Source organism: Streptomyces sp. NPDC048473, from assembly GCF_043200155.1.
In the GTDB taxonomy this organism is placed as follows: domain Bacteria; phylum Actinomycetota; class Actinomycetes; order Streptomycetales; family Streptomycetaceae; genus Streptomyces.
Window position 1 is genome coordinate 178,155 of sequence record NZ_JBICXE010000014.1, and the last position, 25,892, is coordinate 204,046.

Here is a 25,892-nt window from a genome sequence, read left to right on the forward strand (position 1 = left end):
CCCGTACACACCCGGGGGAGACCCGTTACATACACGATGGGGTAGCCAGTGCTTCTGAAAACCTTCGGCTGGTCGTTCGCGATTACCGCGCTCGGCCTGGTCGCAGCTGTGATCTACGGGGGGTGGGAAGCCTTCGGAGTGGTGGCGATTCTTTCCGTCCTGGAGATCTCGCTGTCCTTCGACAATGCGGTGGTCAACGCCGGAATCCTGAAGAAGATGAATGCCTTCTGGCAGAAGATCTTCCTCACGGTCGGTGTGCTCATCGCGGTCTTCGGTATGCGGCTGGTGTTCCCTGTCGTGATCGTGGCCATCACCGCCAAGTTGGGCCCGATCGAAGCGGTCGATCTTTCGTTCAACCAGCCCGATCGTTACCAGGAACTGGTCACGGACGCCCACCCGGCGATTGCCGCCTTCGGTGGCATGTTCCTGCTGATGATCTTCCTCGACTTCATTTTCGAGGAGCGCGACATCCAGTGGCTGCGCTGGATCGAGCGCCCGCTCGCCAAGCTCGGCAAGGTCGACATGCTGTCGGCCTGCATCGCGCTGATCGTGCTGCTGATCACGGCCATGACCTTCGCGACGAACGCGCACCAGCACGGCGGCGGCCACGCGGACAAGGCGGAGACCGTCCTGCTCGCCGGAGTCGCGGGTCTGATCACGTACCTGATCGTCGGCGGTCTCTCCGGCTTCTTCGAGAACAAGCTGGAGGAAGAGGAGGAGCGGGAGCACGAGGTCGAGGAGGAGGCCAGGAAGAGCGGTAAGAAGGTCTCCGCGGTCGTACTCTCCGGCAAGGCCGCGTTCTTCATGTTCCTCTACCTGGAAGTGCTCGACGCGTCCTTCTCGTTCGACGGTGTCATCGGCGCCTTCGCCATCACCAACAACATCGTGCTGATGGCCCTCGGCCTCGGTATCGGCGCCATGTACGTCCGTTCGCTCACGGTCTACCTGGTCCGTCAGGGCACCCTCGACGACTACGTCTACCTGGAGCACGGCGCCCACTACGCCATCGGCGCGCTGGCCGTCATCCTCCTCGTCACCATCCAGCACGAGATCAACGAGCTCATCACCGGTCTCGTCGGCGTCGTGCTGATCGCCTGGTCCTTCTGGTCCTCGGTCCGGCGCAACAAGGCGCTGGAGGCCGAAGGCGGGGGCGACGACGCGGGTTCCAAGGCAGAAGTCCCGTCCGGGGTGTGACCCGGTAGGGATTGAGGAACGCTCTCAGCGGGGCGGTCCGTACGGCGACGGTTCTCCGGGAACACCCGGGCCCGGCCCGGCGGCCGCCCCGCAGTGATGTGTGCGGGGCCGGTGCACTACCGATACGTGTGGGGGTTGGGGATGGCGTTCTGGGACAGCCTGTGGCCGAGGCGGGAGGCACAGTTCGAGTCGGGCAACGCGTCGACCAACTCCATCGTGCTCTCCAAGCGGCACGCCACGGTCTCGCTGACCAAACAGGGTGCGCTGACCGGCAATCTGCGGGTCAACCTCTCCTGGCGGATGCGTACGTCCGACATCGAGGGCAGGTCGCGGCAGAGCGGCCGGCTGCTGCGGCCCATGAAGCTCTTCAAACCCGATGTGGTCCAGGCGCACACCCAGGGCGTGGTCAACGTCGACCTGGACCTGGGCTGCATGTACGAGCTGAAGGACGGCACCAAGGGCGTCGTCCAGCCGCTGGGCAACCTCATCGGCGACCTGAACGGGCCGCCGTACATCCGGCTCAGCGGGGACGACCGCTTCGGGGCGCCGTCGGGCGAGACCGTCTACGTCAATCTCGACCAGCGCGACCAGATCAAGCGGCTGCTGTTCTTCGTCTACATCTACGACCAGACGCCGGCCTTCGACCGTACGCACGCCAAGGTGACGCTCTACCCGGGCAACGGCCCGCGGATCGAGATCGAACTCGACGAGCGGGCCCCGCAGGCCCGCTCCTGCGCCGTGTTCACGGTGGAGAACATCAAGGACGAGCTGATCGTGCGGCGCGAGGTGAAGTTCGTCTACGGATTTCAGTCGGAGCTGGACCGGCTGTACGGCTGGGGCATGCAGTGGGGACGGGGCTACAAGTCCCGGACCTGAGCCGAGCGGCCGCGCTCGGACCGTGAGCGGTTCAGGGCCACCTGAGGGGCGAAGGGGCCCCGTCCCCGGGGCCCGCCGTCCCACGAACGGCTCAGGGCCGTCCCACGGCCGTCTCATGGCCGTGTCAGGACCGTACGAACTGCGGCCCCTGCGGTGGCAGCACGAAATTCGGGTCGGGGGCGGGCGCCGCGGCCGCGGCAGGCTGCGGATAGCCGTAGGCGGGCTGGGCGGCGGCAGGCTGCGGATACCCGTACGCGGGCTGTGCAACGGGCTGCGGAGCCGGCTGGGCCACCGCGGGCTGCGGGTAGCCGTAGCCGGGCTGCTGGTGCTGGACCGTGGCCTGCGAGTCGGGGCCGGGGGCCGGTGCGGGCGGAAACGCGGGCGCGGGCGGCGGGAAAGCGGGCGCCGTCACCGGCGAGGGGGACGGATCGGGCTCCGCCGCGGCCTCCGCCTCGTCGACCGAGATGCCGAAGGCGGTCGCCAGACCGACCAGACCGGTCGGATAGCCCTGTCCCACGGCCCGGAATTTCCAGCCATCGCCGCGCCGGTAGAGCTCGCCGCAGATGATCGCCGTCTCCTCGCCGGTCTCCGGCCGCACATCGAAGACGGCGAGCGGATCCCCGGCCGCCGATGCCGCGTCGTACAGCAGGATGCGCAGATCGCGCACCTGAGCGAATGCCGCTCCGTCGGAGGATGCGGCGATGACCACCTGGTCGACCGAGGGGTCGAGCGCGTTGAGGTCGGCCTCGATGCTGTCCGTCAGCCCCTCGGGGACGCTGCGCTTCGGCAGCCGTCGCACCAGGCCGGAGGGGTGGCGGGGCTGGTTGTAGAAGACGAAGTCCTCGTCCGAGCGCACGCGGCCACCGGATCCGAGCAGCAGTGCCGAGGCGTCCACATCCGGAACCCCGGCACCCGGGGTCCAGCACAGCACGGCCCGTACGGCCATGGTGTCCAGTGGGACGTTCGAGCCTTTCACCATCGCGTGCGTCATGCCCGTCATCCTGCCTGCTGGCTGCCTGCGCGGACAACGCGGGGGTCGCACCGGATGTCTCGGCAGCGCGTCGGAACCACGTCGTCCGCAGTACGTGGACCCGTCGGGAAATGGACGAGTTACCCGGAATTCATGCACGTAGGGAACTGTTGACACCCGTCCGTACGTACTATTACCGGCCATACGTTGTCCGGCCGGTCAGGCAGTTCGGGGGAATCACATGCGTCATTTCGGGCATATTGCGCCCGCTGCGAGAGAGGGTCTGTTCTTCCAGGAGCCGCGCGAATTCGGTGCGGACTCGCCGGCCCGCATGCTTTCGGCCGCCCTGGGAGCGACCCTGTACAGCCCTGCCACCAGGCCGAGACTTGCTGACGACGTCATCAAGCAGGCCGGGCGCGGTGTCGTCTCGATGGTGCTGTGCCTGGAGGACTCGATCGATGACTCCGAGGTCGAGGGCGCCGAGGAGAACCTGGTCAGACAGTTCGCCGACCTCGACGCGCGTGACTCCGAGCTGCCTCTGCTCTTCATCCGGGTCCGGGAACCGGGCCAGATAGTCGGCCTGGTGAGCCGGCTCGGCCGGGCCGTTCGATTGTTGTCCGGTTTTGTACTTCCCAAGTTCACCGAAGAGCGTGGCGTGCCCTTCATGGAAGCGCTCGCCAACGCCGAAAAGGCGTGTGGGCAGCGCCTGTTCGCGATGCCCGTTCTCGAATCGCCCGAGCTGCTGCATCTGGAGACCCGCAGAGAAGCACTTCAGGGAATCGCCCGCACGGTCAACAAGTACCGCGAGCGGGTGCTCGCGCTGCGGCTCGGCGTCACCGACTTCTGCTCGGCCTACGGGCTCCGCAGGGCGCCCGACATGACGGCGTACGACGTACAGATCGTCGGCGCCGTCATAGCCGACGTGGTCAATGTGCTGGGCCGGGCGGACGGCACCGGCTTCACGATCACCGGCCCGGTGTGGGAGTACTTCCGGCTCCAGGAGCGCATGTTCAAACCACAGCTGCGCCGCAGCCCCTTCCTGGAGGGCCGGGCCGAGGAACTGCGTACGGCACTGATCGAGCACGACCTGGACGGCCTGCTGCGCGAGATCGAGCTGGACCGGGCCAACGGCCTGCTCGGCAAGACCTGCATCCACCCGTCGCATGTCGCGCCCGTGCATGCACTGTCCGTGGTCAGCCACGAGGAGTTCTGCGACGCACAGGACATCCTGCGGCCGGAGCGCGGTGGCGGTGGCGTCATGCGCTCCGCGTACACGAACAAGATGAATGAAGTGAAGCCGCACCGCGCCTGGGCCGAGCGGACCCTGCAGCGGGCCGAGGTCTTCGGCGTGGCGAAGGAAGACGTCGGCTTCGTGGAGCTGCTGGCCGCGGGCCTCACAGAATGAGCGGGCTCCGAGGGACGAGCCTGCCTCGTGGAACGAGCGTGTCTCGATGAGCGAGCGCGCGGCAAGGAAAGAGACGGCGAACGTGGTGTGGTCGGGCAGCTGGGTGGCGGAGCGACTGGGCGTCGAGCTCGTCGGCGACGGGAAGCCCGACGGCGACAGGGAGCTGAGGGAGCTGCTGGGCCTCGCCCTGCGCCGCAACCCCAAGCGGGCCCATCTGCTCGTGTCGAACGTGCTCGGCAAGCATGTGCCGCAGAAGCCTTCCGTGGTGTACGGCGTCGGATTCGAGCTCGGCCGCCGGGTGCACGAACTCCTGGGTGACGCCGAGGCGCGCCGGGCGGTCGTGCTCGGTTACGCGGAGACGGCCACCGGTCTCGGCCATGCGGTCGCCGACGGGCTCGGCGTGGCGCCGTACCTCCACTCGACGCGCCGCCCCGTCGAGGGCGTGGAGCGGGCGGGCGGCTTCGAGGAGTCGCACTCGCACGCCACCTCGCATCTGCTGCTCCCGGAGGACCCGAACCTGCTGGTGGGCGAGTGCGGCCCGACGGTCGCAGACGTACACGCGGACGCCGACGCGCCGCTGGTGCTGGTGGACGACGAATTCTCCACGGGCAACACCGTGCTCAACACCATCCGCGCGCTGCACGAGCGGTACCCGCGGAGCCGGTACGTCGTCGTCGCCCTGGTGGACATGCGGTCGCCGGCCGACCATGGACGGCTGACCGAGTTCGCTGCGGAGATCGGCGCGCGCGTCGACCTGGTGGCGAGGAGCTCGGGCACGGTCACCCTCCCGGAGGGCGTCCTGGAGAAGGGCCGGGCACTGGTCGCCGCGCATGAAGGGGCCGCCACCGCGGAAGCGGCCGTCGAGCCGGGGCGCCGGCCTTTCACCCGGGTGGACCTCCAGTGGCCTGCTGGTGCGCCCGACGGCGGACGGCACGGCTTCACCCCCGCTCACCGGGCCGCCCTCGAGCCGGCCCTCCCGGCCATGGCCGCCCGCATCGCCGCGTCACTCGGCGACGCCCGCCGCGTACTGATCCTCGGCTTCGAGGAGCTGATGTACGCCCCCCTCCGCCTGGGCACGGCCCTGGAGGACCACACCGACGTCGAGGTGCGCTACTCGACGACCACGCGTTCCCCCGTCCTCGCCGTGGACGACCCCGGCTATGCGATACGCAGCCGACTGGTCTTCCCGGCCCACGACAACCCGGCCGACGGGCCCGGTGACCGGTATGCGTACAACGTCGCGGGCGCCGGCTTCGACGCCGTGGTCGTGATCGTCGACTCCACCGCCGACACCCCCGAACTCCACGCCCCCGAAGGCCTGCTGGCGCAGCTCGCCGCGCACACCGACCACGTCCTGCTCGCGGTCGTCCCCTCGTACGTCCCGTCGTACGCCGCCTCACGCGCCCCGTCGGGCCCCCCCTCGTACGTCTCCGAACGGCAGGAACCCCCCATGCTGCCCGAGCCCCTTCGCGGCCCCGCCTTCTCCTCCTATGCGCCGGACGAAGTCGGCTGGCTGCTCCAGGACCTCTCGGACACCGAACTGGAGGCGCCCACCGAGGAGCGGGAGGAGGCGATACAGAGCGGTGGCGCGCACTACGCCGAGTCGCTCCCCGTCGAGTACCAGCCGTCCGCCCAGTACCAGAGCCTGTTCAAGGCGGCGCTGGATCTGTCGGCCGCCCGCGTCGCCCGCGCCGTCGGCACCGTCACCGAGACGGTCCTCGCCGAACGCGCCCCCCGCCCCGTACTGGTCTCGCTCGCCAGGGCCGGCACCCCCGTAGGCGTACTCATGCGCCGCTGGGCCCGGCACCGGCACGGGCTCGATCTGCCGCACTACGCCGTCTCCATCGTGCGGGGCCGCGGCATCGACGCCAACGCCCTGCGCTGGCTGGCCGCCCACCACGATCCGGCAGATGTCGTCTTCGTCGACGGCTGGACGGGCAAGGGGGCGATCACCCGTGAACTGTCCGCGGCGCTCGCCGAGTTCGACGGCTTCAACCCCGAGATCGCGGTCCTGGCCGACCCGGGCGGCTGCGTCCGCACCTACGGCACCCGCGAGGACTTCCTCATTCCGTCCGCCTGCCTCAACTCCACCGTGTCCGGGCTGATTTCGCGGACCGTCCTGCGCTCCGATCTGGTCGGCCCCGACGACTTCCACGGCGCGAAGTTCTACCGTGAGCTTGCGGACGCCGATGTGTCCGGCCACTTCCTCGACACCGTCGCCGACCGCTTCGACGAGGTCGTCGACGCGGTGGACGCCGAGGTCAAGGAGCTGCTCGCGGCCGACCGCGCGCCCACCTGGGAAGGCTGGGCCGCGGTGGAACGCATCAGCGAGGAGTACGGCATCCACGATGTGAACCTGGTCAAGCCGGGCGTCGGCGAGACGACCCGCGTACTGCTGCGCCGCGTCCCGTGGAAGATCCTCGCCAACCGCGGCGCGGGCGCTGACCTCGAACACATCCGTCTGCTCGCCGAGCAGCGAGGCGTACCGGTCGAGGAGGTCGACGAACTTCCGTACACCTGCGTCGGGTTGATCCACCCGAAGTACACCAGGGGTGCGACGGGCGCGGACGGCAAGGCGGTGGAGTCGCAGTGACCACCCCGACCATCCCGGCCACCGCTCCGACCACCGCGACGGCCCCGACCGCCCCCGTGGCACTGGTCGCCAGCGACCTCGACCGCACCCTGATCTACTCGGCGGCGGCGCTCCAGCTCCCCATGCCGGACGCCGAAGCCCCTCGGCTGCTCTGTGTAGAGGTGTACGACCACAAGCCGCTCTCCTACCTGACCGAGACGGCCGCGACACTGCTCGGCGAACTCGCCCGGACCACGGTCTTCGTCCCGACGACCACCCGCACCCGCGAGCAGTACGGGCGCGTCCATCTCCCCGGTCCCGCGCCGCGGTTCGCGATCTGCGCCAACGGGGGACACCTTCTCGTCGACGGCGAATCCGACCCCGACTGGCAGACGCAGGTGTCCCGCAGGCTCGCCGACGAATGCGCCTCGCTCGCCGAGGTCCGCGCCCACCTCCTGGCCGCGGCCGACCCCGCCTGGCTGCTCAAGGAACGGGTCGCCGAGGACCTCTTCGCCTATCTCGTCGTCGAACGCCCGCTGCTGCCCGAGGGCTGGGTCAAGGAACTGGGGGAGTGGGCGCAGACCCGCGGCTGGACGGTCTCCCTCCAGGGCCGCAAGATCTACGCCGTGCCGGGCCCGCTCACCAAGAGCGCCGCCATGAACGAGGTCGCCCGGCGCACCGGCGCCACACTCACCCTCGCCGCCGGTGACAGTCTCCTCGACGCCGACCTGCTCCTCGCCGCCGACCACGCCTGGCGCCCGGCCCATGGCGAACTGGCCGACACCGGCTGGAGCGCCCCGCACGTCGACGTGACGGACGCATACGGTGTGGCCGCGGGCGAGGAGATCCTGCGCCACTTCCTCCGGGCCTCGGGCCCGGTGGGACCGACGAGGAGCATGCGATGACCAAGGGCAACGAAACCAAGATCACGGACGAGCTGTACGCGTACATGCTGGCGCACAATCCACCGCTCGACGCGGTGCAGCGCGAGCTCGTCGAGACCACGTACGCACGCCTGCCCAAGCACGCCGGCATGCAGTCCGCCGAGGAACAGGGACCGCTGCTCGCCTTCCTCGTCCGGCTGACCGGGGCCCGGCACATCGTGGAGGTCGGGACGTTCACCGGCTTCTCCGCCCTGTCGATGGCACAGGCGCTGCCCGCCGAAGGACGGCTGATCGCCTGCGACATCTCGGAGGAGTGGACCGCCTACGGCCGGGAGGCGTGGGAGAAGGCGGGCGTCGCCGACCGGATCGAGCTCCGGATCGCCCCCGCGCTCGACACCCTGCAGGCGATGCCGGCCGAGCCGCACATCGACCTCGCCTACCTGGACGCGGACAAGGGCAACTACATCCCGTACTGGGAGGAGCTGGTGCCCCGGATGCGACAGGGCGCTCTCGTCGTCACGGACAACGTGCTCTTCCATGGCGGGGTGACCGACCCGCAGGCGACCGGCGGAGCGGCGGCGATCAAGGAATTCAATGACCATGTGACCGCCGACCCGCGGATGGACAGCGTGCTGCTCACCGTGTCGGACGGGCTGACGCTCTCCCGCAAGCGGTAGGAGCCGCGGGCCGCGACTCCGGTTGTCCCCTCTCAGCCGCAGCAACCCCCGCCGCAGCAGCCGCCACCGCCCCCGCCGCCGGCCGACGGGGCGGCGGGCGCGGACTTGGCCGACGACCCGCCCACGGCCACGGTGGAGAGAAGCTTCACGGTGTCGGCGTGCCCGGCGGGGCAGGAGGCCGGGTCGGAGGACTGAGCCATCGGGCGGCTGAGTTCGAACGTGTCTCCGCAGGAGCGGCAGCGGTACTCGTAACGAGGCATGGCCCCAGGCTATCCGGCACCGGCCCAGGGGAGACAGACACAACGGGCCACGGGCGGCAAGGAGACGGGAGCACGCAGGTACGCAGACGGCTAGGGGCGGCGGACGACCGGCATCGGCGTCGTCGTCGTAGCCTTCCGGCCCATCCGCATCTCCCGCTCGGCCTCCTCGGGGTGGCGGGCCCGCCAGTACGGATTGTCGTGCGGAAGGCCGCCGCTGACCCGCCCGTACATCCCGAACACCATCAGCATCAGACCGACCACAAAGCTGAACAGCACGTTCTGGAGGCGGAAGGCGAGGAAGTTGTAGTCGGTTTCGAGCAGGGCGAGATTGACGAATCCGCTGAGGATGAAGGCGATGCCCAGGATCATGTTGAGCGTCGAGGCGAAGTTGCCGCCGATCACCATCCCGATGAACAAGAGCAGGCCGACGCAGATGGACAGGACGCTGAGAGCGCCGTTGGTGTTGAGGCCCGCAACGGTGGCACCGCCCGTGTTGAAGAAGCCGATCTTGTCGATCAGCCCCAGGATTCCGAAGGCGAGCAGCACCAGCCCCATCAGCCCCGCCCCGACCCGGTAGACGCGGCTGAGCCGGTGGTCGACCGGCAGGTGCTTGTCGAGCTGGGTGACCTTTCGGCGGCGGCGGGTCTGTCGTCCGGTGGCGTGCAGTACATGGGTGGCCATGTCGGCCTCCTTCGGGCGTACTACCAGGATCCGCCCACGGGGATGCTGCCGCACATCAGAAGGCCCGGAGGGCCGGAACCCGGCGTGTACAGGAGGCAGAAGGGCCGTCGCAGCACCCCCGGTCCATCACCCGCCGGCCCCGCGCTCCTCACGGATCTCGGAGACCACCCGCGCAGCCGTCTGCCGTACTGCTTCGGTCTCGGTCAGAAAGTGCCAGTAGTCGGGGTGGCGCCCCTCCAGACCGGCGAGGGCGCGCTCCAGCCGCGCCACGGCATCGTCCAGCGGACGGGCGTGGCGCGGTTCTGGCGTGTTGCGCCCGGCCATGGCCAGGCGCTGGGCGTCCCGGATCGCGAACCGGGTCCGCTGGATCTCCTGCTGCGGATCCTTGGCCACATCGTTGAGCCGGTGCAGCCGGTCGCCGGCCGCGGACACCGCCTCGTCCGTGGTGTTCAGCAGGGCGCGCACCGTACTCAGCCGGGAGGTCGCATCGGCCCACCGCTGCTCGTCACGCGCCTTGGCGGCTTCCTTCAGCTTCTCCTCGGCCTGACGTACGTTGGTCGCCGCCTGCTCCGGCACCGGCTGAAGGTCCTGCCAGCACGCCGCCGAGAACCTCCTCCGCAGCTCGCTCAGCACCGGCTCCACCGATCCCGCCCGGGTCGTCAACGCCTGGGCACGGGTACGCAGCGACACCAGCCGGTGGTCGATCTCGGCGGCCCGCTCGGGCAGCTGGGCCGCCTCGGCCCGTACCGCCTCGGCATCGCGCAGCACCTGATCGGCACGCTGCAGGGTCTCCGGAACGCCGTGCCGGCCGGCGCCCTGGTTGAGCTTGGTCAGCTCGGGAGCGAGGGCCGCGAGCCGCGCGGCGAGATCGTCCGCCCGCAGTCCGGACGCCCGCACCGCATCGAGAGCATTGCTCGCACCGAGGAGCGCCTGCCGGGCCCGCTCCACGGCGGGCGCGAGCCGGGCGAGCTGCGTCTCCGCCTTGTCCAGCAACGGCCCGAGGCCCTGCGTGAACCGGTCCAGCTCGCCCTTGACCCGTACCAGCTCGTCCTTGGCCGTGTTCAGCTCGGTCCTGGCCCGGGCCGCGACCGCAGGCTCCAGATCGTCCCGGTCCAGATCGTGCGCATCGACCGCGGTGATGTACGTATGACTGGCCTCGTCGATCCGCCGCCCGAGAGCGGCGAAGTCATCCACGGCCTTGCGCGCACCGGGCGAGCTGTCCACCGCGGTGATCGTCTCGATCGAGATCCGCAGATCGCGCTGGGCCGTGTCCAGCTCGTAGAAGGCGGCAGCGGCGGCGTCCTTCGCGGCCTGCGCATCGGCGCGCTGACTCTCCCCGCGCCCGCCGAACCAGCGCCTCGTACCGCCACCGGCGAACGCGGCAGGCAACGTGGCGGCGAGCAGCGGCACAGGCAGCAACATCAGCACGAGGACATCCCCGATACCCCTGACACTCTTGACACCTTTGACGGCGGAACTCCCACCCGCTCTCGCCTGCGGCCGCGCGTGTGTCGCCGTCACATCCCTCTCCCGTGCCGTTTCGCCCTGCCCGGTACATTCTCCCACCAGGTAAGGACGAACACACGGGCCGGTTAGTTCACGCTTCGGACCGTGACTTGACCGTTGTCGCTGCGGGCCTTCACCACGTGGCTGCTGTTGTCGCTGCGCGGCGCGTCCACCGAGACGCGTCCGTTGTGTGCGCTGGCGTCCACCGCATACCTCACGGAGCCGCCCGGCAGATCGATGGTGATCCCTCCGTTGTCACTCGCGGTGTCCACGAGGTCCGGCACGGAGGCGAACCCCAGCCGGATCCTGCCGTTGTCGGACCGCGCCGACACGGACTTGGCCGAGATCCCTTCGGTGACGATGCCACCGTTGTCGCTCGCCAGCTTGAGCGGCCCACTGGAGTCCCGGACGGTCACCGCGCCGTTGTCGGCGTGGAGCGTAAGGGGAGTGTCGAAGCCGGACGCGACGACCTTTCCGTTGTCCCCCTTGACGACCACCGCCACCCCGCGCGGCACCTTCACCTGATGCTGCGAGGCACAGTCGCTGATCACCGCCCTGCACTTCACCTGGAGCGTGAGCGTGTCGTCCTGCATCTTCCACTGGGGATCGGGCCCGTTCCCGAGAACCACCCACCCGTCGACACGACGGGTCACCTCGACCTTCCGCACATCGGCCGGTACGAGCTCCAGAGACGACTGACCGGAGTAGATGGTCAGCGTCTTCCCGCTCAACGCGAACGACTTGTGCTCGGCGGGCGCGTCGCCCGGATCCGTACTGCCGCAGCCGGTGAGGGCAAGACCGAGAAGCAGGGCCCCACCGGACGCGATGAGAGTGCGGGTACGGAGTGCCACGATGATCTTTCCCCCAGTTCGTACGGCGAGCGGTCCCGACCGTGTGCGCCCACCGTAGGTACGCCGCCCCTCCCGGCAGAATCCGGGCGGCTACCGTATGAGGGGTGGGGATATCCCCCGGACGGCACCGCAGCCGCCCTGCGGTCCCTGCCCCCGCCCACTGCCGCCCCGGCACCGTTTGTGACCGTGGGCCGTAGTCCATGTACGCTGTTGCCTCATCCACGGGTGCGTAGCTCAGGGGTAGAGCGCTGCTCTTACAAAGCAGATGTCGGCGGTTCGAAACCGTCCGCGCCCACCAGCAGGACATACAGCAAAGGCCCAGGTCACCGGCGGTAAGCCGAGAGCCTGGGCCTTGTTCGTTCACCGCGATTTCGCGCGGGGGAGTGGCGTCGTGCCACTCACGTGCCAGATGCCTCCTCCGGGCCTTCCTCGGAAGGATCGGCCGGCCGGACCTTCATGATCTGCTCGTCGACGTGAGCGGCGATTGCATGGTCGCGTCCGTTGACCAGATGCTGATAGATCAGCGCGGCTCGAACCGACGAGTGCCCCATCCTCTGCATCAGCTCACGAGTCGTTGCACCACCGGTCGCGGCGAGGGTGTTGCCCGTGTGCCGGAGGTCGTGAAAATGCACGTCTCCGAGCCCGGCTTCCTCGACAGCCCTCAGCCAGATACGACGGAAGTTGTTCCGGCGAAGGTGTCCGCCTCGCGCTCCGGTAAAGACCAGACCCGTACGGCTCGGCTCGGCGTGCTTGTCGAGATGCGTGACCAGCTCGGCCCCGAGGGACGTCGGGAAGGCGACGGTACGGACTCCGGCCGCACTCTTGGGAGCCTTGATCAGCAGCCCGTCTGTCCGCGTCTCGGCGAGCGCGCGGCGTACGGCGACAGTGCGCCGCTCAAGGTCGACGTCGCGTCGCTGGAGAGCTGCCAACTCGCCGAAGCGCAGGCCGGTGAAGGCAGCCAGGAGGATGAAGACGCGGAACCTGACGGGCACGACCTCGGCGAGCTGGAAGACTTCCGCGACTTCGAGGAACGGCCGTTCGGCGGTCTTCGCAGCGCCAGCGCCCTTGATGCGGCACGGGTTGCGCTGAATCACTCCGTCGTCCACGGCCGTGTTCATGATGGCCCTGAGGATCTGGTACGCCTTGGCCACAGTCGGCTCACCCACGCCAGCATCGAGGAGCACGGCCCGCCAGCGCCGGATCTGCGGCGTCGTGATCTCACTCAACACGGAGCGTTCGAAGGTGGGCAGGACGTGCAGGCGCAGGGCACTGCCATTGCGTTCCCGAGTGGTGGCGGCGTAGTCGCGCTCCTTGAACCAGGCGTCGGCGTAGACACCGAACACGATCTTCTCGTCCGGATCTTGCCAGCGCCCCTCAATGATCTCCGCCTCCTTCCGCACCAGCCAGCGATCGGCGTCGGTCTGGGTTGCGAAGGTCTCTGGCGCCGAACGCAGGAGGCCATCCGGGCCTGGATACCGAGCCTGAAAGCGGCCGGACGGCAGCTTGCGCACCGAGCCGAAGCGACGACGCTTGCCCTTCTGGTTCGCCATCAGGCCACCGCCCCAAAGCGCCGACGACTCGCGACGATCGGCTGCACGGTGTTGGCGGCGACGAATTCAGCCAAGGCACGCTCAGGGATGCGCACATGACGCCCGACCTTGACGAAGACGATCCGACGTTCGGCGATCAGTCGGCGAGGGAACCGGGTCGTTGTGCCGAGGAGCTGGGCGGCCTCCTCCACAGTCAGCAGTCGGTCAGTCATGCGGGAATCTCTCCTTCTGGGTCGGGTGTGATGGAGGCGGCGAGCCATTCTTCGCCGCGGGTGAGGCCGGTTCCGGCGAAGTTCCAGTGGGCGAGGACGAGCGTGGTGTCGTCACTGTCTGGATCGGCCGGCGTGGGGGTTTCGTCACCGTGGGCGATGGCGGCTTGGAGGCGTCGCCATTCGGCGCGGGCGGTGCGGAGGGCGCCGAGGGTGGTGGAGTAGCGGCGGGTCTTGGTGGAGAAGTGGCCGCGGAAGCCGAGCATGTGGGCCCAGGCACGTAGGCGGAGGTCTGCGAGGTCTTTGCGTGCGCCGAGGGTCCAGGCGGTGCGGATCATCTGGCGGGCGTGGTCGGTCAGGGTCATCTGGGCGAGTTCGGCGAGGAACTTGATGGGGCGGTCGAGGGTGCCGGTCGCGGTCTCTGCTCCCTTGGTGGCGTACTTGGCGATGTAGGCGGCGACGGCGCGTTCGGTCAGTTCGGTGTTGCCGTCGAAGTCGGCGGAGCGGATGGGGCGGATGTCGAGCTGTCGGCCGAAGGCGAAGGTGTAGGTACGGCCGTGGAGGAGAGGGCCGGGGACGTCCGTGGCGCCGGATGCGGCGCGGATGGCGTCGGTGAGGAGGTCTGGGGTGGCCCAGGCCGGGGGAGGGGTGTCGCCGCCTTCGGGGCCGTCGAGGCGGATCACGGCGTGGAAGTGGATGGCCCCGCGGCGCTGGTACTCGGCGACTTTGGCGAAGGAGACGCGGGCGTGCTCCTTGAAGGCGCGTTGGGAGAGTCCGGCGCGCTTGGCGACTTCCCGGCGCAGGTAGATGGAGAAGCGGGCCCAGATCTTTGAGGCGTGCGCGTTCCAGAGGACGGCTGCTTCGTAGTCGTAGGTGGCCGGGTTGAGCGGGGTGCCGAGCTCGGGTGCGGTGTCGGGGTGCTGGGTGCCGCAGCGGCAGCGGCCGTGGGTGGGTTGGTTGTGGACGGGGCCGAAGCTGGGGGCGGTGAAGGTGGCGAAGACGCGGGGGTGGGTGGCGACTTGTTCGGGGGTGCCTTTGCCGCCCCGGAGTCCGGCGGTGATGAGCTGGTAGGTGTCGCGGCGGTAGGTCTCTGCGCAGGCCGGGCAGCGGGTGGCGCGGCGGTTGTTGCAGCGGACCAGGAGGTTTCCGGCGGGCAGGTCCGAGGAGTGGAGTTCCCCGAGGACTTCGCCGGTGGCGGGGTGGATGTCGGTGCGGGTGCCGTCGAGGCGGATGGGGGTGGTGCAGCCGCCGAGGCCGCGGAGCTGGGCCATGAGGCCGGGCATGGTGCCCAGGCTGGCGAGGAAGGCGAGTTCGCCCACCGGGGGCGGTGCGGTCGTGGTGCTCAACGTGATGCCTCCTTCCGGAAAGCGAAGGCCGGGACACCGGGCCTGAGGAGGGCGGCGGTGTCCCGGCGGCGGGGTCAGCGGTGGGTGAAGGCGGCGGTGGCCGCGGCGTTGAGGAGGGTGCGCAGGGGCGGGGTGGTGCCGGTGCCGAGGCATGTGCGGCAGTGGGCGGTGATGGTGCGGCGGTTGCCGTTGCGGTCGCGGCCGCCGAGGGTGACGGCGGCGGAGGCGAAGCCGTCGCAGGCCGGGCAGATGCGGGCGGGGGCATGGCGGTGCTGGGGCATGATGTTGCTTCCTTCCGGTTGTTGGATCGGTGAGGAGTGGGGCTCTCCGGGCGGCGGAGACTTGGCGGTTGAGGCCACCCGGAGAGCCCGCTAGCGGTGGCGGGGCGGGTTGTTCAGCAGCGAGCGCAGGACCACCGCGCAGACCGCGACCGAAGCGCCGGTGACGGCGACCGCGAGCAGCAGCGAGACCAGGACCGCGCCGACGACCAGGACGACAGCAGCGCCACCGCCGACGACAGCGAGAACACCGGCCGGGGACAGCCGAACAGCAGGGGCAGCAGCGGCCGGGGCGACGGGTGCCGGGGCGGTGTGCTGGCAGCCGCAGGCACCGGCGTGCCGCTCGGCCGGGGCCATGGCGGCGGCGTGGGCGGTGGTGGTGAGAGGGGTGACGATGCCGGTGGGGAGCGGGTTGACCGGGATACGGGGGCGGATCATGGCTGTTCTCCTTCCTGGCGGGTTACTTGACGGCGGTGTCGATGACGGGGGCGAGAAGGCTGTCGGCGAGGAGGAAGCCGCCGAGGAGGATCACGACGACGAGCCAGGCCGGGGGCCGGAAGAGCTTGATTCCGAGCCAGCCGACGACGATCAGGGCGAGCCACAGAGGGACGTCCACGGGGATCAGTCCTTTCGGTCAGTGGGTGCGGCAGCGGTGGGTGCGGGCGGCGAGCTGGGCGGCGGACTGGCTGGAGTAATCGGAGGACCAGCCGCAGCTGTCGTTGGAGCAGACGGCGGCGTGCTTGGTGCGGCCGTGGCGGTCGCGGTGGGTGCCGATCTGCACCGGGCCGATCCGCATCACGGAGTGGAAGAAGTCACGAGCAGCCATCAGAGATCTCCTTGTCAGGCGAGGTGGGTGGCGAGCTGGTCAGCCATCGGGCCGGGCAGTCCGAGGCGGTCGCGCAGGGTGGCCGAGTCGATCGGGTGGCCGGTCGAGGAGCGGTGGGCGTCGGCGAGCTTGCGGGCGTGGTCCACCAGCGCGGGCGGAACATCCACAGGGGCAGGGGCAGATAGTGCGGGGATCGGCTCGGCAACCTCGACCGCATCCGGGACCGGCTCAGATTCGGCGAATTCGGCCGGCACGAATTCCGGAGCGACCGCGGCCATCGGTTCGGAGGGGCTGTCTGCCTCGGTGGTTGGGGTGTGGACGAGGAGGGTGCCGCCCAGGAACGCGAGGGCGGGCCATCCCGCGACGAGGATGCGGAGCCAGGCGGGTACGTCTGTCAGGTCGAGGAGTCCGGCGGTGGCGATGTTCGCGCCGAGGGAAGCGGCCAGTGCGACGGCGAACCAAGTCCATGCCGCACGGGTCGGCTCCCCGGTGCTGCGGAGGATGCGTAGGCGGCGCCAGGCGGCGACGAGCAGCAGGTCGACGGAGATGGGGTAGGCCCAGGCCTTCCAGCCGTCTTGTCCGGCTGCTGCGGCGATGTCGTGCAGGTGGGCGAAGGACAGGGCACCGGCGATCACGGCTTGCACGAGGACGGCGTCCGGGCGGATCGAGCGGGTCATGTCTTCACCTCCTTCGCTGGGGTGTTGGGGCCACGGACGGGCGGGGATCTGTGTCCTGCCGCCCGTCCGCTACGGGGCGCTACTCGGGGGCGTGGCCGGTGCCGAAGCAGGTCAGGCAGAGCGCTTCCTGCCGGTCGGCCGACTCGTGCTTGGTGCGGCTGCCGACCTGGAAGGTCTCGGAGACCTGGCCAGCCCTCTTGCAGTCCGGACACGGCTTCTTCCGCGGGGCCCGGGGCTTCCTAGTAGCGGGCATGGCTGTCCTCCCTGAGGCATGGCGGGGGTAGGGACCTGGCGCATGGGCGGTTGCGCCGACCGTGGGGCGGGGGTGTGGTCAGGCCGTGGCGGGGGTGCTGGCCGGGGCCGGGGTCTTGACCAGGGACACATCCGGCAGGACCGGCCGGAAGGCGGCGAATCCGCGGAGCACCGGCGTGCGGTGTGCGTGGCTGTTGCAGGCGTTCACGGCTTGGCGGAGCGTCGTGAAGGGGGTGCGGATACGGACCCAGCCGCCGGAGGAGTCACCGGCCACGGCCATGCCGGGGCGCTCGATCGGGATCTGTGTGGTGGCCAAGACCGCGTCGGGGGAGATGTCGCCGAACGCCATCTTGGCGGAGGCTTCATCGTTGACCCGGTGCGAGACGCGGCCGGTCAGCTGGGCACGGAGCATGGTGATGCCGTCACCGAGTTCGGAGCCGAAGCGCTGCCCGCAGATCTCCACGTAGATCCCCGCGGCCCGGCCGAGCTGGACCAGGCGGACCAGGGCGGTGATGATCCGCTCTCGCCGCTTCTTCTCCGCCGAGTTCGAGAACAGGGCAAGTTCCGCGACTTCGTCGACGAGAAGGACGATCGGGACCGGCCGCAGATGATCCGGGAGGCCCCAGATGTCGGCGGTGATCTCCCCGTCCAGGACGTCTGCACTGATGCGCTGTTCGCTCCGGATGATTTGGTAGGTGTCGGCCATCCGGGCCACGAGTGCTTCGAGGAGTTCGGCCGCGTCGTCAGGGTTGTCGGCCAGGGCGGAGAACCGGCGGGCGAGTGGGGCGAGTTCGACTCCTTCCTTGCAGTCGATGCCGACCAGGGCGACATGGAGCGGTGCGAGTTCCTTGACCAGCTGGCGTTGGTAGACGGACTTCCCGGACTTGGTTGACCCGAGATTCAGGGAGTGCGGCACCTCCTGGTAGTCGCGGTAGTGAACCTCCCCGTCCTCCCGCATGGCGACCGGAACCCGGAGACCGCCCGGGGCCGATTCGGCCGGCATACGGACTCGCTTGAGGACGTCGTAGCCGGTCATCCGTAACTCAATGACACCGGACTTGATCTCACGGGCGTTGGTGCCCTGCATGGCGAAGGAGTGCCGCAGCCGGTCCGTGGACGCCATGAAGTCGAAAGCATCCTGACCGGGCCGCATCTTCAGCCGCAGGACCAGCCCGGTACGGGTCGGGCGCATCCGCAGAATCCGCGGCGGACGGGAGTCCGGGGCCGGGCGGTTGGTCATCCTGGCCCACGTGAGGCGCAGCCGGGACGGCGGAACCGTCAGCCCGCACGCATCCATGACCGACGCGAACCGGAACGAGACTCGCACCATTGCGAACACGACACCGAAGCTCATCCAGTACCAGGCCGGACGCTGCCACCGCACAACCACCCCGGCGGCGACCAGGAGCACGCCCACGATCAGCAGGACGGTTCCCGACATGGTGATCAGGCCTTGGCGGGCGTCGGGGTGACCAGGGCGACGGCACGGAACGCGATCCCGTGCCGGTTGTCCCGCTCCCAGTCACGCGCCTTAAGACCGACGACCTTGATCGGCATTCCGAGGATGACACCGGCGGGCACGCCCGTCTCCGGGATCGAGACGGTGTAGAGGTTCGCCTCACCCTCATCCGCGATCGTCAGGCCGACCGTCATCATCTTGGCCTTCGTCTCGCGGTCGACCGCGATCTCACCCGTCTCCTTGTTGATCACCTTGAGCTTCGGCTCCACTGCGACGAACACAACAGCGGTCGAAAGATCAATCTTGAACGATGACATGATGGAAGCTCCCTTGTAGGGGCGGAAGCGGCGACTTGCTTGGCGGTAGGGCGCCGCTTCCTGCATGTGAGTTCTTCGAGCCCTGACGGCGGCAGCCGCGGGGCTCTTCGCTTTCCCATCTGGTGCGCACCAACAGGTTGCATCTGGTGCGCACCAGATGTCAAGCGCTTGAGGTGTTCGGTTTCCTCAACTCGGCTTGCTGTGACTCTTCTAGAGAAGCGCCTTGCTCAACTCGGCGGTAGCCAACAGAGGTTCATCGCGATCTTGTTAACGTCCCTGTTAACCCCTGCCTACCTGCGCCGATGTGAGGCATGCTGCTGTGAAGGGTTGGCGGACCAGGCGCAGGGGCGGCGGTGCAGGTGCTCAATCGGCTGAAGGAAGCACGAGGAGCGCGGAAGTGGTCGCAAGCGCGGCTCATCCACGAGCTGGAGCTATACGCGCGAAGGCATGCTCTTGAAGTCGGCTCGACTGCCAGCCTGCGGGTCTACGTCTCGGAGTGGGAGAACGGCAAGCGCCCGATCAGCGAGCGCTACGCGAGCATCCTGCGTCCGGTGCTGGGAGTCACGGACGAGGAGCTATTCGGCCGGCACGCTGCCGTAGAGGTGACATCCGCGGTTGATGGATACGACGACCTGATCAACCGGATCGACTCCGCTCGCAGCGTCAGCCTCACCATGGTGAAGACGTTCATGGACCAGACTGAGCTACTCCGCACCGTGGATCGCCAGATGGGTGCCGCAGCGCTCATCGACCAGATGACTGGCCACCTTGCGACCCTGGAGGATGCACTCACCTTTGCAGTCCTCCCCGAGACACGGCGCCCCGTCGCGCTGGCCTTGGCCGGAGCTGCCACCCTTGCTGCCTGGCAAGCTCTCGACGCTGGAGGGGTCGAAAGGGCTTGGCGCAACTACGAGTTAGGGAAGCGGGCAGCCCAGGAGGCTGGCGAACCGATGTACCTCGCACACGCCACGGCGGAGCAGGCATACGTACTCAATGACGCGGGGCGGCCTGAGATGGCCGTCGCTCTTGTCCGCGAGGCGCAGCGCTTGGGCGGTCAGCAGATGTCACCGCGCCTGAGGGCGTGGCTGTACGCAGCCGAGGCGGAGCTATGCGCCAAGGCCGGGTTGGCCGATGAATGCCGACGCGCAATCGACCGAGCTGCTGCCTGCCTGCCCGGGGGCGAAGAGGCCCGCGACTCAGACATGTTGAGCATCTTCTTGAATGGTGGCCACCTAGCTCGATGGCGCGGGAACGCGCTGGCCCTGCTGGGAGACGATGACGCGCTCAGCAGCCTGTACGAGGCCCTTGGCCAGGCCGACCCGACGTTCATCCGCGCTACCTCAGGTCTGCGCTGTGACCTCGCCCAAGCGCACCTTGCGCGCGAGGAGCATGCGGAGGCCCAGGAGCACCTACAGCAAGCACGCCTGTTGGCCAACCGGACTGGCTCTGTGCGTCACCGTCGGCGCATCGAGCAGCTCACGCAGAAGCTGTAGGGGCGCCTTTGCCACGAGAAGCCAGCAGATGCAGCAAGGCCACCAAGGTCCCTGAACCCATCAGCTCATCCCTGGCCATCAGCCGCGGGATATCTGCGAGCGGTACCCACGCGACGTGCCCGGCTTCCTCGACGTCGGTGGGATCACCTACGTGCTGTGCCCCCTTGCCGACGTAGATCTCGTGCGGTGAGTCGACCATGCCGATCATGGGCTGAAAGGTCACCACGTGTTCCAGGCCGGTCGGTCGCCAGCCCGTCTCTTCTTCCACCTCGCGAAGCGCGGTCGCGTGAGGGTCTTCACCCTGATCGACGATGCCACCGGGAAGCTCCCAGCCCCACTTGTCCGCCACGAAGCGGTAGCGCCAGAGCATGAGCACGCGGTCTTGGTCGTCGACCACAGCGGCGATCGCCACGTGATGGAGCCGCACTACGTGATGCTCGAAGCGCGCAACGCCCGGCGGCTCAACGTCGACCAGCGTCAGTTTCACCCAACGGTTGTCGTAGACCGTCCGCTCGCCATGGATCTGCCACGGCTCCAGGTCTGCGGGCCGCTCAATGCTTACGTCAGCCGACGGCACTCGGTAGGAGCTGCGGGCGTTGGACTCGATGACGTTCTCGGCAACGAGTTTCGCCAGCACCGTGCGGAGCTGAGTCCTGCCGATGTCGAGGTCCTTCTCCAAGCTTCGCTCAGAGGGCAGCTTCTCGCCGGGCTTCAGCTTCCCTGAGGCGATCCACTGGCGAATCGTGTTGTAGACCCGCTCCGACTTCGGTCCCATCCCCTGAGCACGCTCCCTGCTGTCATCTAACTGGCCCGCACCAGCGTAGCTGCCAGGACTGACCATCAACAGGTGACGATCACGCGCCAACTCCCCGGCAGGCGTGGAGTGAGTAGAAACCTTCTCTACGGGTTCAAGGCGCCGCGCAAGCGCGGCGCGCGCCGCAGCCCCCGGCCGGGGGCTGCCTCTGTCTCCGCCCCGGCTGCCCCCGGCCGTGCGGCGGCGCACCGAGCGCGACACCAGCCCGAGAGAAACGGCCGGCACGGGGGTGGGGAAACCCGCTGTGGCTGGGGCGGTCGGCTCCACGGCTTTAGCCACCTCCCCGGTTCGGGTCCCGCGTCGAGCAAGACCAGGGGGCCACTCGTTCAAATTCCGGGCAGGATCACAGCCTGCCCGAGTTGCCGGCCAGCGTACGGCCCCCTGATCATGCTCGACCCCAAACCGGGCAGGACACCGGCCAAACCCGCTCCGCCGACCTTTTGCTCAGCTGACCAGCGCTTTTAGGCGCTTATGAAGCAGGGGGTAGTCGTGAATGCGCGGAGGGATTTCCGGTTCCCGAGGCGGAGGGTCTGAAGGCTTCCAGTTAATCGCCTTCATGACATCCGAGACTATCTGGGCAAGGTCGCTGTCATCTAGGGCGATTGCGAATCCGCGATGATCAAGTGCTGTGTCGCGGCAGCGATTGAGGAATCTGTCCTTGTCATCAAAAGACCTACAGGTCAAAATTCCAAACTGTCCTCGCAGGGGGGAGAATCGAGAGGAGAGTTGATCGAGCTCTGGATTGGTCACCTCTTTTCCGTAGTTCTTGCATTCTATGAATACGTACTTTGATGGAATTTTGTGGCGAGTCAGAAACCGGAAGAATCCACTCACGGCATTATTTGTGTAGGAGATGTCAATTCGCTTGCGCCCCTCGTGGATCTCTTCCTCCATTTCGGGCATTGAGAGGGAGGGGTAAAACAGGGCTGTCAGGAGGGCTTCGACCCGAGAGTGGTAGTTCCCTGCCTCCGCCTTGCCGGGTGGCGTGCTTACCACTGCTTCGAGCAGGGCTTCATAATCGGGCGGTGGTGTGTTCCCAACTTCGCTTAGTTCTGTGTGTGAGATGGGTGTGGGTGGGACACTCTTCTTGGTTTCGCGATAGCTGGAGTAGACGGAGGGGCGCTTGAGTGTCTCCCTGACCACGTCAGGCTTTGAGCTTCCGTACTCTTTCTCGATATCCCCTTTGTATACTTTTCGGCTGCCGTCCTTTAGTACGCGAACCAACTTGCTTCCGGGGTTCTCTGCCTCTTCCGACTGAAGCGTTGGTGCCAGATGATTCCTATAATACTCACTGCGAGAAAGATGCAAATCGCGACGCACTATCACTTTCGGCACCAGGAGTAGTTTCTCTCCGTCCGCCACTGGCAACTCTGTGTACCCTTGCTCCCATTCAAGTCGGCGCGGGTTCCAGACGGCCCCACTTTCTATCCCTTCCTCAAGGGGAATTCCAAATACGCCTGCCATTTGCTGCGTGTAGGAGATCAGTGGTCCGCGGATTATGTTGGTCGTAATATCGGAGACGATGTCTTTATCGACCCTGTCGAGGAAGAAGGATGTGTCTTCGAGGTCCTCGATGAGCCCTGTTTGCGCTGCCTGGCTCGCAGCTAGTTTGGCGGCGAAATCGACGCTCATCTGCTTGCCGAAACCGCGACCTGCACTTTTTCCACGCGAGATCCCCAGGTGGGTTTCGTTCGGCTCTCCAAGATTGCCCAGTAGGTAAGTTGTCCGTTCTTTGTCGCCCATCCTAACTGCGTCAAGAACGCTATCGAAGAAGGTGGTAATCATGATTATGCATTCTTTCCCCCAGTCATCTGTCAAGTGGCGAATTGTGCTCGGGTCGATGTACACGCGAATGTCGTTGACGGTGTCGACGTCAACGAAGTCCAACGTGCCTTGGCTGCGACCGATGTTGTAGTACTCCGAAACCCTCACTGGCCCCCCAGTTCAAGTGGGCGGCACGCCCGCCCCGGCGCCTGGATACCCATGCTGTGACGCTCCGTAAACAAATCAGGCGGACCAAGGGACGAGAGCCCCTCGCCTGCCGGATCTACCAATGGGCGAGTCGTGCCTTCACCGAGCACGGTTCACTCCAGCTCGTAGCGAGACGATGTGCTCGAATCGCTGCTGTCGGCACGGGGTCTTCCCGCATGATGGTGCGGCAGACTGCCGGCGTGAATACCGCACTGGATCTCATGGTCAAGATCGCTACCGGCGCTTTGGGAGGCGCAGTGGTGGTGCTGGCACTTGCTCCCTGCGTTGCCCATCGCCAGGAGGTGGGCAAGGCGCGGGCGGCAGCACTGCTGGAGCTACGGCAGGTGGTGATGGAGACGATGGCTTACAACGCCTATCATCACGCACGCAGTAAGGCACAAGGCAGCTACCAGGGGGATCCTCTATCCGTCACTCACCGGGCACGCGTTGTCTGTGACATGGTGACGGCCGCTTGGAAGCTGTCGCAGGCCCAGCAGCGGAGGGTGCGAGCGGCCTTGGTCTCTGCGTATGGGGAGTTGACGGTGCAGCTGGCCGAGCGACTCGCGATGACGCCTTTTCAGGAGGGCCACTCTTCACGGGACTCCAAGACGTGGATGTCGGCACTGGAGCAGTTGAGCTCGGTGGAGTCGAGGGAGCTCCTCACCTTCGAGGGCACCATGGATGCGTTCGCGGAGAACCCCCTGGATGAGGTCGCTCATACTGCTGCGCGGGTGGATATGGAGGACCTTCTGAAGACGCTCGGGGGGCGGTCGCGCCTGGGCGGGACTAGAGCCACGCGGTGAGTCGGGTGAAACCGCTTCTCTCTTGCAGCAAGGTGGAAGAGTCGTCGGGCGACTCCCAGCCGCAGTGTGAAGTTGAGAGCATTGGGGGCGTGCGTGCAGTGTGGAGCCGGTACGGGTCCTAAAGCGGATGTCGGACAGGCTGGGGCGCAGCTTGCCCGATGGACTCCATGATTGTGGGCCAGGGCAACTCCCGAACTTCTGGTCCCTCGCGAGGTTCATACAACGGCCAGACGTCAGGGCCGTAGACAACGTCCACGTCCGCCTTCAGCAGTGCCTCGATGTGCCCCTGCCATGCCGGATGTCTTGCGTGAGCTGCGTTGACCCGAGGGAACACCACCACCGGAACGCCGATCGTGCCGAGCGCCTCACCTACCTGCGTCAGAGCTTGGTTGTCGGCGATGCCCGCCGCGAGCTTGGCCACGTAGTTCGCGCTAGCGGGTGCGACGACGTAGCAGTCGGCAACAGGGTGTGGGCGAGGATCAGTCGGCAGGCGAGGCGTATCCCGCACCGGCAGGCCGGTCAGTGCCTCCAGGCGTTCCAGCTCGCCGTTCGCCCTCAGCCATCGGCCGGCGGTGGGCGTCAGGGTCACGGCTACCTGCCAGCCGAGGGCGATGGCTGGCTCCACCAGTCCGGTGCGTAGCTGCTCGACCCCGTCGGCTGCTGTGCCCACGACGCCCAGTACTCCGCGGCTGCCTGCACTCACGGTTCCACCACCCCGTATTGGTCTATCCCCAGGGCCAGCAGTACAGCAGAGAAGTACCGCAAACCACAGCGACTATCAGCAACCGCTGCCGGTCCCCAGCCCCCGCGTGGACAGGCTCACAGCCCTCAGCGACCGCCCCGCCGATAGTTCGCATCGAGAGGGCCAGCTCGTGCCAGAACCGTGCCAGAACGAGCGGTCAGCCACGGTCAGTCGAGGGCCGTGAAGGGACATGCGCCCGTAGGCAGGGGCCGCACCGCCACAGGCCTGCTGACCTGGAACGACCAATCGGAGATCGGCGCCAGGCTTACAAAGCAGATGTCGGCGGTTCGAAACCGTCCGCGCCCACCAGTGGGAAGGCCCCCAACCGATCATGGTTGGGGGCCTTTGACGTTCAGTTCTGACATCAACGGGGAGCGGTCACTCACGGCCGGTCGGGTCGCCGCTTGAGCATGCGGTCCAGGTGGCTCAGCGCCTCGCGCTGTGCGGCGTCCTGAATGACGTGGGCGCAGACGCTCATCGTGACGGCGATCTGGCTGTGCTCAAGGATCTCCATGACGACGCGGGGGGCCACACCGGCAGCGGTCAGCAGGGTCGCGCAGCCGTGCCGGGCGTCGTGCAGCCGGATCACGCGGAGCCCGGCGGTCTTGGCCACGCGAGTGAACGAGCGGTACAGATTCCGCGGTTCGATCGGCCGGCCGGTGCAGGTGGTGAAGACGTAACCGGTCTCCTCCCACTGATCACCAGCAACTTCGCGCATGGCAGCTTGCCGAAGCCGTTCCCAGCGGAGCGGAGCGGCACAGAGTGCGGGCAGGGGAAGCGTCTGCTTCCTACGGCGTCCCTTGGGATCGTCCTCGTATGCCTCACCGCGGACACGCTGGCGCTGGGTACGGACCCGGATCTCCCGCTTGTCGAGGTCGACGTTTTCCCACCGCAGGCCGACGATCTCACCGCGACGGAAGCCGAGTGCGATGGCGAGGACGAAGGCGGCGTACAGCGGGTCCTTTCGGGCCGCCGTGAGGAAAGACAGCGTCTCGTCAAGCGACCAGGGGGAGAGGTCCCGAGGCGCGGCGGACGGGGGCTCCACGAGGGTGGCCACGTTGCGCATGACCAGTTCCTCACGGCAGGCGGCGGTCAGGGCGGCACGCAGGATGCGGTGTGACTCCTTGGCGGTCGCCGCGGTGGTCTGCTGCTCCAAGCGAACGGGGAAGCGCCGCACATCGGCAACCAGGGGCATTGCGTGATTGGGATTGGTCCGGTTCGCCGGTCTCGTGAGTGACGTGGCGTCATGTCCGTTGTGCGGTAAGGGGCCTGGGAGAGC

Annotated in this window: 27 protein-coding genes, 1 tRNA gene and 1 pseudogene; 9 read left to right on the plus strand and 20 right to left on the minus strand. The window is 67.8% G+C overall.

The window, feature by feature from the left end:
- The first annotated feature begins 48 nt into the window (after nt 1-48).
- Both ACGFU7_RS23230 and ACGFU7_RS23235 read left to right on the plus strand, forming a co-directional pair.
- Complete coding sequence (locus ACGFU7_RS23230; RefSeq protein WP_393697902.1) at nt 49-1,194, plus strand: DUF475 domain-containing protein; 1,146 nt, start codon at nt 49-51, stop codon at nt 1,192-1,194.
- Between the two features lie 141 nt (nt 1,195-1,335).
- Nucleotides 1,336-2,070 (plus strand): Tellurium resistance, encoded by a 735-nt coding sequence (locus ACGFU7_RS23235; protein WP_393697903.1) that lies wholly within the window; start codon nt 1,336-1,338, stop codon nt 2,068-2,070.
- A gap of 124 nt (nt 2,071-2,194) precedes the next feature.
- On the opposite strand, the gene ACGFU7_RS23240 is transcribed toward ACGFU7_RS23235, so the two are convergent.
- Nucleotides 2,195-3,061: a TerD family protein gene (locus ACGFU7_RS23240; RefSeq protein WP_393697904.1), complete on the minus strand. Its 867-nt coding sequence runs from the start codon at nt 3,059-3,061 to the stop codon at nt 2,195-2,197.
- 220 nt (nt 3,062-3,281) lie between these two features.
- Here ACGFU7_RS23240 and ACGFU7_RS23245 point away from each other — a divergent pair, with 220 nt between their 5' ends.
- The 4 genes from ACGFU7_RS23245 to ACGFU7_RS23260 are packed head-to-tail and all read left to right on the plus strand — an operon-like array spanning nt 3,282 to nt 8,578.
- A complete protein-coding gene (locus tag ACGFU7_RS23245) occupies nt 3,282-4,445 on the plus strand; it encodes an HpcH/HpaI aldolase/citrate lyase family protein (protein WP_393697905.1) in 1,164 nt (387 codons plus the stop codon).
- Between the two features lie 46 nt (nt 4,446-4,491).
- Nucleotides 4,492-7,038 (plus strand): phosphoribosyltransferase, encoded by a 2,547-nt coding sequence (locus ACGFU7_RS23250; protein ID WP_393697906.1) that lies wholly within the window; start codon nt 4,492-4,494, stop codon nt 7,036-7,038.
- A gap of 11 nt (nt 7,039-7,049) precedes the next feature.
- Nucleotides 7,050-7,922, plus strand: coding sequence for an HAD family hydrolase (locus tag ACGFU7_RS23255; protein ID WP_393697931.1), 873 nt, complete (start codon nt 7,050-7,052; stop codon nt 7,920-7,922).
- Nucleotides 7,919-8,578 (plus strand): O-methyltransferase, encoded by a 660-nt coding sequence (locus ACGFU7_RS23260; RefSeq protein WP_393697907.1) that lies wholly within the window; start codon nt 7,919-7,921, stop codon nt 8,576-8,578. Before ACGFU7_RS23255 ends, ACGFU7_RS23260 begins: the two co-directional genes overlap by 4 nt.
- Nucleotides 8,579-8,610: 32 nt before the next feature.
- On the opposite strand, the gene ACGFU7_RS23265 is transcribed toward ACGFU7_RS23260, so the two are convergent.
- From ACGFU7_RS23265 to ACGFU7_RS23280, 4 genes are all read right to left on the minus strand, one after another.
- Nucleotides 8,611-8,838, minus strand: coding sequence for a zinc ribbon domain-containing protein (locus ACGFU7_RS23265; RefSeq protein WP_114244342.1), 228 nt, complete (start codon nt 8,836-8,838; stop codon nt 8,611-8,613).
- A 90-nt stretch (nt 8,839-8,928) separates the two neighbouring features.
- Nucleotides 8,929-9,519: a DUF4383 domain-containing protein gene (locus ACGFU7_RS23270; RefSeq protein WP_393697908.1), complete on the minus strand. Its 591-nt coding sequence runs from the start codon at nt 9,517-9,519 to the stop codon at nt 8,929-8,931.
- 126 nt (nt 9,520-9,645) lie between these two features.
- Nucleotides 9,646-11,040: a hypothetical protein gene (locus ACGFU7_RS23275; protein ID WP_393697909.1), complete on the minus strand. Its 1,395-nt coding sequence runs from the start codon at nt 11,038-11,040 to the stop codon at nt 9,646-9,648.
- 71 nt (nt 11,041-11,111) lie between these two features.
- Nucleotides 11,112-11,876 (minus strand): DUF4097 family beta strand repeat-containing protein, encoded by a 765-nt coding sequence (locus tag ACGFU7_RS23280; protein ID WP_393697910.1) that lies wholly within the window; start codon nt 11,874-11,876, stop codon nt 11,112-11,114.
- Nucleotides 11,877-12,099: 223 nt separating this feature from the next.
- Between ACGFU7_RS23280 and ACGFU7_RS23285 the strand changes: the two genes are divergently transcribed.
- A tRNA-Val gene (locus ACGFU7_RS23285) sits at nt 12,100-12,174 on the plus strand.
- Between the two features lie 100 nt (nt 12,175-12,274).
- On the opposite strand, the gene ACGFU7_RS23290 is transcribed toward ACGFU7_RS23285, so the two are convergent.
- The 11 genes from ACGFU7_RS23290 to ACGFU7_RS23340 all read right to left on the minus strand — a co-directional run bounded on the left by ACGFU7_RS23290 (nt 12,275) and on the right by ACGFU7_RS23340 (nt 18,790).
- On the minus strand, nt 12,275-13,426 hold the full coding sequence (locus tag ACGFU7_RS23290; RefSeq protein ID WP_393697911.1) for a tyrosine-type recombinase/integrase: 1,152 nt from the start codon (nt 13,424-13,426) through the stop codon (nt 12,275-12,277).
- A complete protein-coding gene (locus ACGFU7_RS23295) occupies nt 13,426-13,638 on the minus strand; it encodes an excisionase family DNA-binding protein (RefSeq protein ID WP_393697912.1) in 213 nt (70 codons plus the stop codon). The genes ACGFU7_RS23290 and ACGFU7_RS23295 overlap by 1 nt, the downstream gene beginning before the upstream one ends.
- The gene (locus tag ACGFU7_RS23300) at nt 13,635-14,918 is read right to left on the minus strand and encodes a replication initiator (protein ID WP_393697932.1); all 1,284 of its coding nucleotides are present in this window, start codon (nt 14,916-14,918) and stop codon (nt 13,635-13,637) included. Before ACGFU7_RS23300 ends, ACGFU7_RS23295 begins: the two co-directional genes overlap by 4 nt.
- 137 nt (nt 14,919-15,055) lie before the next feature.
- Nucleotides 15,056-15,262, minus strand: a complete 207-nt coding sequence (locus ACGFU7_RS23305) for a hypothetical protein (protein ID WP_393697913.1) — start codon at nt 15,260-15,262, stop codon at nt 15,056-15,058.
- A gap of 90 nt (nt 15,263-15,352) precedes the next feature.
- Nucleotides 15,353-15,697, minus strand: a complete 345-nt coding sequence (locus tag ACGFU7_RS23310) for a SpdD-like protein (protein ID WP_393697914.1) — start codon at nt 15,695-15,697, stop codon at nt 15,353-15,355.
- Nucleotides 15,698-15,719: 22 nt separating this feature from the next.
- The gene (locus ACGFU7_RS23315) at nt 15,720-15,875 is read right to left on the minus strand and encodes a hypothetical protein (RefSeq protein WP_393697915.1); all 156 of its coding nucleotides are present in this window, start codon (nt 15,873-15,875) and stop codon (nt 15,720-15,722) included.
- Between the two features lie 18 nt (nt 15,876-15,893).
- Nucleotides 15,894-16,085, minus strand: coding sequence for a mobile element transfer protein (locus tag ACGFU7_RS23320; RefSeq protein ID WP_393697916.1), 192 nt, complete (start codon nt 16,083-16,085; stop codon nt 15,894-15,896).
- Between the two features lie 14 nt (nt 16,086-16,099).
- Entirely contained in the window at nt 16,100-16,762 is a 663-nt protein-coding gene (locus ACGFU7_RS23325; RefSeq protein WP_393697917.1) for a DUF2637 domain-containing protein, read from the minus strand.
- Between the two features lie 79 nt (nt 16,763-16,841).
- A complete protein-coding gene (locus ACGFU7_RS23330) occupies nt 16,842-17,015 on the minus strand; it encodes a hypothetical protein (protein WP_393697918.1) in 174 nt (57 codons plus the stop codon).
- 78 nt (nt 17,016-17,093) lie between these two features.
- Nucleotides 17,094-18,455 (minus strand): FtsK/SpoIIIE domain-containing protein, encoded by a 1,362-nt coding sequence (locus tag ACGFU7_RS23335; RefSeq protein WP_393697919.1) that lies wholly within the window; start codon nt 18,453-18,455, stop codon nt 17,094-17,096.
- Nucleotides 18,456-18,460: 5 nt separating this feature from the next.
- The gene (locus ACGFU7_RS23340; protein WP_329541943.1) at nt 18,461-18,790 is read right to left on the minus strand and encodes a hypothetical protein; all 330 of its coding nucleotides are present in this window, start codon (nt 18,788-18,790) and stop codon (nt 18,461-18,463) included.
- Between the two features lie 359 nt (nt 18,791-19,149).
- On the opposite strand from ACGFU7_RS23340, the gene ACGFU7_RS23345 reads away from it, so the two are divergent.
- Entirely contained in the window at nt 19,150-20,283 is a 1,134-nt protein-coding gene (locus ACGFU7_RS23345) for an XRE family transcriptional regulator (protein ID WP_393697933.1), read from the plus strand.
- Here the strand turns inward: ACGFU7_RS23345 and ACGFU7_RS23350 are convergent.
- Both ACGFU7_RS23350 and ACGFU7_RS23355 read right to left on the minus strand, forming a co-directional pair.
- Nucleotides 20,267-21,058: an NUDIX domain-containing protein gene (locus tag ACGFU7_RS23350; protein WP_393697920.1), complete on the minus strand. Its 792-nt coding sequence runs from the start codon at nt 21,056-21,058 to the stop codon at nt 20,267-20,269. The two genes, ACGFU7_RS23345 and ACGFU7_RS23350, sit on opposite strands and share 17 nt — an antisense overlap.
- Before the next feature lie 483 nt (nt 21,059-21,541).
- Nucleotides 21,542-22,984: a hypothetical protein gene (locus ACGFU7_RS23355; RefSeq protein WP_393697921.1), complete on the minus strand. Its 1,443-nt coding sequence runs from the start codon at nt 22,982-22,984 to the stop codon at nt 21,542-21,544.
- Between the two features lie 284 nt (nt 22,985-23,268).
- On the opposite strand from ACGFU7_RS23355, the gene ACGFU7_RS23360 reads away from it, so the two are divergent.
- Nucleotides 23,269-23,871, plus strand: coding sequence for a hypothetical protein (locus ACGFU7_RS23360; protein ID WP_393697922.1), 603 nt, complete (start codon nt 23,269-23,271; stop codon nt 23,869-23,871).
- A gap of 118 nt (nt 23,872-23,989) precedes the next feature.
- Here the strand turns inward: ACGFU7_RS23360 and ACGFU7_RS23365 are convergent, their stop codons facing one another.
- Together ACGFU7_RS23365 and xerC are read right to left on the minus strand one after the other, a co-directional pair.
- Nucleotides 23,990-24,541 (minus strand): flavoprotein, encoded by a 552-nt coding sequence (locus ACGFU7_RS23365; protein WP_393697923.1) that lies wholly within the window; start codon nt 24,539-24,541, stop codon nt 23,990-23,992.
- Nucleotides 24,542-24,995: 454 nt separating this feature from the next.
- A pseudogene (gene xerC / locus ACGFU7_RS23370) lies at nt 24,996-25,799 on the minus strand (tyrosine recombinase XerC); the annotation flags it as partial.
- Nucleotides 25,800-25,892: the final 93 nt, after the last annotated feature.